The organism is Trichococcus sp., from assembly GCF_049589555.1.
Taxonomy (GTDB): domain Bacteria; phylum Bacillota; class Bacilli; order Lactobacillales; family Aerococcaceae; genus Trichococcus.
On sequence record NZ_JBAWAZ010000288.1, the window covers coordinates 1 to 8,707 of the forward strand.

Consider the following 8,707-nt stretch of genomic DNA (forward strand, 5'->3'; position numbering starts at 1 on the left):
GTTCAAGTCTGCTACATCAATGCGTATTCTGCCATTCGATCGCCAATTCTTCCAATTCCAAAATGATGTCGTTTATCTCCGACTCATCCTTAGCGTTCGCTCCGCTCGCAAGCGGGTGGCCGCCTCCGCCATGCCGTTTGGCGACTTCATTGATGATCGGGCCTTTTGAGCGCAATCGGCAACGATAGGTACCGTTCGGTTGCTCCACAAAAATTCCCCAGCATAAAACGCCCTCTACTGTACCCGGCAAAGGGACAACCGGTGCGGTGTCGCTGTCGACGGCACCAAATTTCCCAAGGATTTCTTGGGAGAGGATGATGCTGGCAACCCCGACGTCATTGATCGTCAAACTCTGCAGGACGAACCCTGATAAATTGGCCGTTTTCAAAGAATTTGTGTTCATCATTTGACTGATATCCGACGCGGAAAAATCAAACTGCATCAGTTTCGAGGCTATTGCCATTGTCACTGCCGTAGTCGCCGGATAGAGGAATCTGCCTGTATCGCCAACGATGCCGGCATACAACAGACGCGCTGCTGCAGCGTTCATCGGCAGCGTACCTTCAGTTGAAAAGGAAATTTTGGCGATGATTTCGCTGCTGCTGCTGGAGTGCGTCTCCACAAGGCAGATATCTCCGTAGGGGTCTTCATTCGGATGGTGATCGATTTTGATCAGATAATCACCTTTGACAAAACGTTTGTCGCTGACTCTTGGCTGATTCGCTGTGTCCGTGACAATCACCAAGGCACCTTCATAGGCCTCATCCGGAATGCTGTCCATGCTGCCGAGGTAGGAAAGGCTGTCTTCATTTTCGCCGACAACGTATACTTTTTTCTCAGGATAAGCTTGCCTGATCAAGCTGGCAAGACCGTTCTGCGAACCCAATGCATCCGGATCCGGTCGTAGGTGCCGGTGGATGATGATGGTGGAATACTCTTGAATTTTACTGACTATTTCTGCATAAATCGGATTTCCCACTTATTTACCTCCTAGGATTTTTCCATCAGTTGGCAAATGACGATTGCTTTGCTGACCAGTGAATTTTCTAAATAGACTTCGACATCCAATTTGGATGATCTTCTGCCCAATTCCAATATTTTTGAGCGTATCTCGATGACACTGTCTATCTGGATCATCTTCAATTGATAGATGTCCATTTGTTCAATGACAGCATTCCGTTTCTGCAACGTATACAAGATTTTTTTGGTCGTGCTCGCCAACACTTCGCTCAGCACCCCGAACGACACAGTACCCAGACTGTTCGTCATTTGCGGTGTGATCCGGAAGCGATAAGCGGGTAGGCCGTCTCCTTCTTCCGAGCTGGTCAAAGATAGGTTTTCTACGACTTGGTCCTCGATCGTGTTGCCGACCTGCGGCTGTCGCTGCGCTAGTTGCATGGCCTTCATGACATCCTGGCGCGAAATGATGCCGAGCAGCTGCAGGTTATCTTTCACCACAGGCATCACTTCCAAGCCATCCCAGATCATCCGGTGCGCCACGCTCGCTACACTCATGTGCGTTTTTGCGACTATCGGATCCCTGGTCATTACCCGTTCAAGCGAAAGCGTATCTGCTTTTCCCAGGATGTCCTTCGCTGTGATGATGCCCACAAGACGCATATTATGATTGACGATCGGGAAACGCGAGTGGGTGCTTTCGGTATTGAGATTACGGTACTGGAAAACGGTGTCGTCCAAAGAGAGAAATTTCGTTTCATCAATCGGAGTGTAGATATCCTCCACCAGCATAATTTCCTTTTTAATCAGTTGATCCGTCATGGCACGATTGATCATCGTCGCTACGGTAAAGGTGTCATAAGTCGTGCGCAGTATCGGCATTTCGACTTGATCAGCCAAATGGACGATGCTCTCATCCGTATCGAATCCCCCCGTAATCAGGACTGCTGCGCCTTTCTCCAATGCGAATTCCTGGATATCATTCCGGTTACCGACAATCATAAGTGACCCGGGTGAAATGTATCGCTCCATCGCTTCGCGTTGCATCGCGCCGATGATGAATTTGCTCAAAGTCTTGTCCAGGCCTTTCTTGCCGCCCAAAATATCCCCATCGATGATTTTGCAGATTTGGCCGAAAGTCAGTGTTTCGATGTTCTCTTTCGACTTGCGTTCGATCCGGATGGTGCCTACACGCTCGATGGTCGAAACCAGTCCGATGTTCTCGGCATCCTTGATGGCGCGGTAAGCTGTGCCTTCAGACATGTTCAAATTTTTTGCTATCGTGCGGACGGAAAGCTTTTCCCCGACCGGCATCGTTTCGATGTATTGAATGATTTGCTCGTGTTTCGTTGCCATAGTCTACTCCCTTTGCTTTCTCTATTATAATGAAATGAAATCTCCCGGTTGCATGATGAGTCCGACGCCATCATCCAGAAGGGACAAAAATCATTCGGATCCTGTTTAATCAACGGAAACGTGTTGTAGTGGATTGGAACTGCAATTCGCTCCGCTGTTTCAATGCAAACGCAGGATTGCCCGTGAAAAGATATCCTTATGCAGTTCCTCACCTTTCTCTGTGACAAAAAACTGTATTATTCAGTGTTCATCGTATCATGAAACAGTTTATTAGTACAACGAAAAGCGAGCGATATTATTTTGTTCTGCGTACATTAAAAGGCCTTCTGTGCGGAAGGCCTTTCAACGGATTATTCATCATCCTAAAGCGACGTCAAGAATCATCATGACTGAGAAGCCGACCATAAGACCCATCGTGGCAATATCGCTGTTGCCGTTCGTTTGCGACTCCGGTATCAGTTCCTCTACCACAACAAAGATCATGGCCCCGGCAGCGAACGCGAGCGCGTAAGGCAAAATCGCACTCATCGATATGACGGCGGCTGCCCCGATGACGGCCGCAATCGGCTCAACGATGGCAGAAAGCTGGCCATAATTGAAGGCCTTCAGCCTGCTGTTTCCATCAGCCCGAATCGGCATGGACAAGGCTGATCCTTCAGGTATGTTCTGGATGCCGATACCGATCGCCAGACCGACGGCACTCAATAGCGTATTATCCTCGGATATGCCGGCTGCGACCGCTCCAAAACCGACTCCGACGGCCAAGCCTTCGGGAATGTTATGGATCGTGATGGCCAAGAACAACAACAGGTTCCGGGAAGCTTGGGTCTGCGGACCTTCCCGGTGTTCCATCGGTTCACCCAAGTGCAGATGGGGAACGATTTTGTCCGTCATGCGCAGGAACACGCCGCCCAACAAAAAACCGATCGCCGCCGGAACCCACGACAAGCCGCCGTAGCCGCTCTCTTCGGCATGGGAAATGGATGGAGCCAATAATGACCAGAATGATGCCGCTATCATGACCCCGGCAGCGAAGCCGCTCATGACATCAAGAATTTTGCGATTGACGGATTTGAAGAAAAAGACAAATGAGGCACCTATGATGGTACAACCCCAAGTGAACAATCCCGCTATGAATGCTTGCATAATTGGATTTAATTGACCGAATGACTCTAACATGATTTTTATCTCCCCTTTATAATGGAATAATGAATGATTTCTGCTACAACTGCGTCGTGTCCCATAATGGCAATTGAATGTTCTCGTAATGGATCGGGTCGAGCTGTGTTACGGTTATACCCAATAAACGCACGTGCCGTTCTATCGTGCCGTGGTCCAACCACAATTCCCAGACATGACGGAACATATCCTCCGCTTGGGAAAAATGATCGATACGGGTTTTCCTCCTGGTTATCGTATCGAAATCGGCGTAGCGGATCTTCAGCACAATCGACCGCCCGTGCAACTTGTTGATGTGAAGCGCTCCTTGAACAGCCAGAGCGATTTGTTTCAGTTCCACCCTGACCTGTTCCTCATCCGTCAGGAACAGTGTAAAGGTGTGTTCTTTCCCGATCGATTTCCTTTCCCTTTCAGGCTCCACCGCTCTGTTGTCGATGCCTCTGACCCGTTGATAGAGGATATATCCGTGCTTCCCGAATTGCGAAAGCAATTCGCTTTGATCAAAAAGATAGAGATCCTCTCCGGAATGGATGCCCAACAGTTTCATCTTTTCGACGGTCTTCTTGCCGACGCCATAAAACTTTTCGATAGGCAGTTCGCGCAGAAAGCGGGCTGCATCATTTGGTGCGATCACAGTCATGCCAGCCGGTTTCTGGAAGTCGGAGGCAATTTTTGCGATGAACTTGTTGTAGGAAACACCTGCCGAGCAAGTCAGACCCGTTTCCTGCCAGACTTCCCTTTGGATTTTCCGGGCAATCACTGTCGCACTGGACAGATTCTGTTTGTTCTTTGTGACATCCAGATAGGCTTCATCCAACGACAACGGTTCTATCAAATCGGTGTAGCGCGAGAATATTCCCCGGATCTGTTGGGAAACGGTCTTGTAATGACTCATTCTTGGAGGAATGAAGATGGCTTCCGGGCAGAGCTCAAAAGCTTTCTGCGCACTCATCGCTGAATGGATGCCGAATTTCCTGGCGGCATAATTGGCTGTAGTCACAACCCCTTTGCGACCGGTATCTCTCGGATGATTCGCAATGACGATTGGTTTGCCGCGATGTTCCGGATGATCCCTTTCCTCAATCGAGGCGTAGAAGGCATCCATATCCACATGGATGATCTTTCTGCTTTTATCATTTTCGGGTTCCTTAAAGGTCAAGATCCCAATCTGCATAGTGTTCTCCTTGTTCTGACCAGCTTTATTGAACGTGAATTTTACTTGCCGCTTTGAAGCTGATTTGATAAGACTGGTGATTCTGCGCCTCAAAAGTATACGGACCTTCGTACGGCTCCACGTTTGTCAACAGATAAGGAACGCTTAACTTTACATCCTTGTTGAGCAAATACGCCAGAAATTCCTGATCATCATCAACTTCCCTGATGATGAAGCGGCTGCCGACTTCCAGCTCGATCAATGGTTTGCTTTCATAAACCTCAATCCGACCGTCTTTGTCTGGTATCACGCCCCCATGCGGATCATATTTAGGAAAACCTAAATAGGCATCCAAGCTATCGATCAAGCGATCCGATGAGACGTGCTCCAACAGTTCCGCCTCGTCATGCACTTCGTCCCAGTTGAAATCCAATTTTTCCGAGAGGAACACTTCCCAAAGTCGATGTTTCCGGATCAGCTTATTTGCGATCAATTGGCCTTTGTCGGTGATCTGCACCCCTTGGTACGGGATGTGGCTGATCAGGCCATCCTTGAGCAATTTGACGGACATTTCAGTGACAGAAGCGGCAGATACGGATAAAGCCTGCCCGATCTGCTTATTGTTGACAAGCTGTTTGTCTCCACCCAATTCCATGATTACTTTCAGATAATCCTCTTTGTGCGGCGTCATGCGCTCCCCCCTCTTTTTTGGTTAACCTAAACTATATTTTATATTATACGACAATTCCACTTGATTACAAACCTAAAAACCACAATATTCCGTTCGCCGTCAGTATATAACCCACTTCCGCAATGGGAAAGGAGGGTTGGCGACAAATTAGCGTAAACCTAAAATGATTTTTGGACAGCAAAAAAGCCGGGAGCATGTCCCGGCTTTTCCTTATCTACGATTAACCTTTGTAGGCTGCGTAGATGATTTCTTTCAATTCTGAGATTAATGGTTGTTTAGGGTTAGCTGTTGTACATTGATCTTCGAATGCCAATTCAGCCAAGCGGTCTGCATCGCGTTCAAGCATTTCATCAGTGATGCCTTGATCACGGAAGTTCATCTTGATGCCGATATCTTGACCTAATTTAGTGATTTCAGTAGCCAAAGCTTCGACCAATTCTGCAGTCGTGTTGCCTTTGAAACCTAGGTAGCGAGCGATTTCAGCGTAGTCTTCGTCTGCACGGAAGTACTCGTATTTAGCCCACAACGCATGTTTTTGCGGATCGATCGCATTGTAGCGGATGATATGCGGCAACAGGATTGCGTTCGTACGGCCGTGGATCAGATCCCATTGACCGCCGATTTTGTGTGCGATCGAGTGGGAAATACCCAGGAACGCATTCGCGAATGCCATACCAGCCATAGTAGAAGCATTGTGCATTTTTTCGCGTGATTCTTGGTCGCCGTAGTTGTATGAGTTTCTCAAGTTTTCGAATACCAATTTGATGGCTTGTAAGCTCAATCCTTTAGTGTAGTCGTTTGCCAATACGGAAACAAAAGATTCGATGGCATGCGTCAATACGTCCATACCAGTATCTGCAGTTACAGATTTAGGAACACTGTATACGAATTGTGGATCCACGATGGCAACATCCGGAGTCAATGCGTAATCAGCCAATGGGTATTTGATGTGTGTTTCGCTGTCTGTGATAACCGCGAATGGCGTTACTTCCGAACCAGTACCTGATGTGGTAGGGATGCAGACAAGTTTCGCTTTTTCCATGTCCTTGATCTTGTAAGTACGTTTGCGGATATCCAAGAATTTTTGTTTAGCGCCGAAGAAGTCGCTTTCTGGGTGCTCATAGAACAACCACATAGCTTTGGCAGCATCCATAGGGGAACCTCCGCCGATTGCGATGATTGTATCCGGTTTGAAGTCGCGCATTTTTTCAGTACCACGGTTTACAGTGTTTGTTGTCGGGTTAGGTTCAACATCTGAGAAGATTGCGTAAGATACTTTGTTGTTGCGTTGTTTCAATTGTTCGATGACTACATCCACATAGCCGAATTTGACCATGCCGTCGTCGCAGACGATGAAGACTCTTTCGACATCTTTCATGTCACGTAAGTATCTAACTGAATTTTCTTCGAAGTAAACCTTCTCTGGCAATTTAATCCACTGCATGTTATTTCTCCTTTTAGCAACAGTTTTCACGTTCAATAAATCTAATGCAGAAACGTTATGAGAAACTGAGTTTCTGCCGTAAGATCCGCAACCCAAAGTTAATGAAGCGATATTATTGTTGTACAAGTCACCGATACCAGCTTGAGAAGATGGAGAGTTGATAAGAACGCGGCAAGCTTTCATTTCTTTTCCGAATTGCTCAATCAAATCATTGCGGCGAGTATGCAGTGAAGCCGAGTGACCTAAGCCACCCAAATCAAGCATTTGTTTGCATAGTTGGAAACCATGCTCTGCGCTGTCTGATTTCATCATAGCCAATACTGGAGATAATTTTTCTCTTGACATTGGGTATTCTGCTCCGACGCCCGGTAATTCAGCGATCAACATTTTAGTGTTTGCAGGAACGTTCAATCCAGCCAATTCAGCGATTTTACGAGCGTGCATACCGACAACATTCGGTCTCACGCCAGTTTTGGCATCATTCATCACGACGTCTTCCAATTGTTGAATTTCTTCAGGTTTAGCGAAGTATACATTGTGCAATTGGAATTCTTTTTTGACTTCATCATAGATTTCGCTGTCGACGATTGCAGCTTGTTCTGAAGCACAGATCATACCGTTGTCGAACGTTTTTGAAACGATGATGTCGTTTACAGCGCGTTTAATGTTTGCTGATTTTTCGATGTAAGCCGGAACGTTACCAGGACCAACTCCCAATGCTGGTTTACCAGTAGAATAAGCAGCTTTAACCATTGCAGCTCCACCTGTAGCCAATACGACAGCAACTTCTGGATGGTTGATCAATTCAGCTGTTTTTTCCATTGATACGCCTTCTACCCATTGGATACAGTCAGCAGGTGCGCCTGCTTTGATGGCAGCATCGTAAACAACTTTTGCAGTTGCAGCCGAACATTTTTCTGCGCTTGGGTGGAAAGAGAAGATGATCGGGTTTCTTGTTTTCATACAGATCATTGCTTTGAAGATTGTTGTCGAAGTTGGGTTGGTTGTTGGGATGATACCGGCAACAACGCCTACAGGAGCGGCAACCTTCATGATTTGATCAACTTTATTGTCTTCGATGATTCCGACTGTTTTATTTTTTCTGATTGAATGCCAGATGTTTTCAGCGGCATACATGTTTTTGATACATTTATCTTCATAAACGCCTCGGCCTGTTTCTTCAACTGCCATTTTTGCAAGTGGCATGTGTTGCTCCATTGCAGCTAATGCCATTTCGTGGACGATGTGGTCGACTTGTTCTTGGGTATAATCTTCAAATAGAGTCAAAGCTTTTTGGGCTTTTCCAGTGTAGTTGCTGATTTCTTCTTTTGCAGTCATCATGGGTTTTTTCTCCTCTAAAACTACTTTTTCTTTACTCATGTGAGATCCTCCTAAAAATGTATGTTATCCTTTTCACATGCTTATTATATTTCATGGGATTTCGTTTGTAAAGCGGATAAATGTGATATTCTTCACGTATTTTCCATACAGGCCCTGTAAGCGCGTTCAATAGAGTTTTTTGTCTCTACTTGTTTTCACAAATAGTTAATGGAAACATTCTATTTCTCAACCTTTTGATTGTGAAATTATTATCATTGTTCGGAATACATGCTGAAAAAAATTTTTTTGAAATTATTTTTATGACGGAAATATATATGGTCGTTTAACGTCCCTGCCCTATCGATATCTGCAATCTCGAGGCAACTAACCCGAATAAATCCGCTTACTAATAGTCGAAACCCCCTTTTTTTGTATTTAGCGATTCATATTCGAGCGATAAAATAATTACGCCTGATTTTTAGGGCTGAAATCGTCCCGCTTCGGTGAAGTCATCAAAAAAATCGATCGCCTCACAAGGATATTATACGAAAATATGTTTGGCTGTACAAATCATACGGTGTTATTTAAGTTTTATTGACTCAAGGTT

6 protein-coding genes are annotated in these 8,707 nt (G+C 46.0%); all 6 read right to left on the reverse strand.

The window, feature by feature from the left end; genetic code table 11:
• Positions 1-16: 16 nt before the first annotated feature.
• The 6 genes from WBV27_RS10235 to adhE all read right to left on the reverse strand — a co-directional run bounded on the left by WBV27_RS10235 (position 17) and on the right by adhE (position 8,160).
• The gene (locus WBV27_RS10235) at positions 17-979 is read right to left on the reverse strand and encodes a DHH family phosphoesterase (RefSeq protein WP_424201770.1); all 963 of its coding nucleotides are present in this window, start codon (positions 977-979) and stop codon (positions 17-19) included.
• Between the two features lie 11 nt (positions 980-990).
• Positions 991-2,313 carry a DRTGG domain-containing protein gene (locus tag WBV27_RS10240; RefSeq protein ID WP_424201772.1) on the reverse strand — a complete coding sequence of 441 codons (1,323 nt, stop codon included), beginning with the start codon at positions 2,311-2,313 and terminating at the stop codon, positions 991-993.
• Positions 2,314-2,670: 357 nt separating this feature from the next.
• Positions 2,671-3,492 (reverse strand): ZIP family metal transporter, encoded by an 822-nt coding sequence (locus WBV27_RS10245; RefSeq protein ID WP_424201774.1) that lies wholly within the window; start codon positions 3,490-3,492, stop codon positions 2,671-2,673.
• Positions 3,493-3,535: 43 nt separating this feature from the next.
• The gene (gene dinB, locus WBV27_RS10250) at positions 3,536-4,666 is read right to left on the reverse strand and encodes a DNA polymerase IV (RefSeq protein WP_424201776.1); all 1,131 of its coding nucleotides are present in this window, start codon (positions 4,664-4,666) and stop codon (positions 3,536-3,538) included.
• Positions 4,667-4,691: 25 nt separating this feature from the next.
• Positions 4,692-5,336: a metal-dependent transcriptional regulator gene (locus WBV27_RS10255; protein WP_424201778.1), complete on the reverse strand. Its 645-nt coding sequence runs from the start codon at positions 5,334-5,336 to the stop codon at positions 4,692-4,694.
• 220 nt (positions 5,337-5,556) lie between these two features.
• On the reverse strand, positions 5,557-8,160 hold the full coding sequence (gene adhE, locus WBV27_RS10260; RefSeq protein WP_424201780.1) for a bifunctional acetaldehyde-CoA/alcohol dehydrogenase: 2,604 nt from the start codon (positions 8,158-8,160) through the stop codon (positions 5,557-5,559).
• Positions 8,161-8,707: the final 547 nt, after the last annotated feature.

Excerpts from the sequence above, each read along its gene's own strand:
- WBV27_RS10240 (WP_424201772.1), bottom strand. The coding sequence starts at position 2,313 with ATGGCAACGAAACACGAGCAAATCATTCAATACATCGAAACGATGCCG.
- WBV27_RS10245 (WP_424201774.1), bottom strand. The coding sequence starts at position 3,492 with ATGTTAGAGTCATTCGGTCAATTAAATCCAATTATGCAAGCATTCATA.
- dinB (WP_424201776.1), bottom strand. The coding sequence starts at position 4,666 with ATGCAGATTGGGATCTTGACCTTTAAGGAACCCGAAAATGATAAAAGC.
- WBV27_RS10255 (WP_424201778.1), bottom strand. The coding sequence starts at position 5,336 with ATGACGCCGCACAAAGAGGATTATCTGAAAGTAATCATGGAATTGGGT.
- adhE (WP_424201780.1), bottom strand. The coding sequence starts at position 8,160 with ATGAGTAAAGAAAAAGTAGTTTTAGAGGAGAAAAAACCCATGATGACT.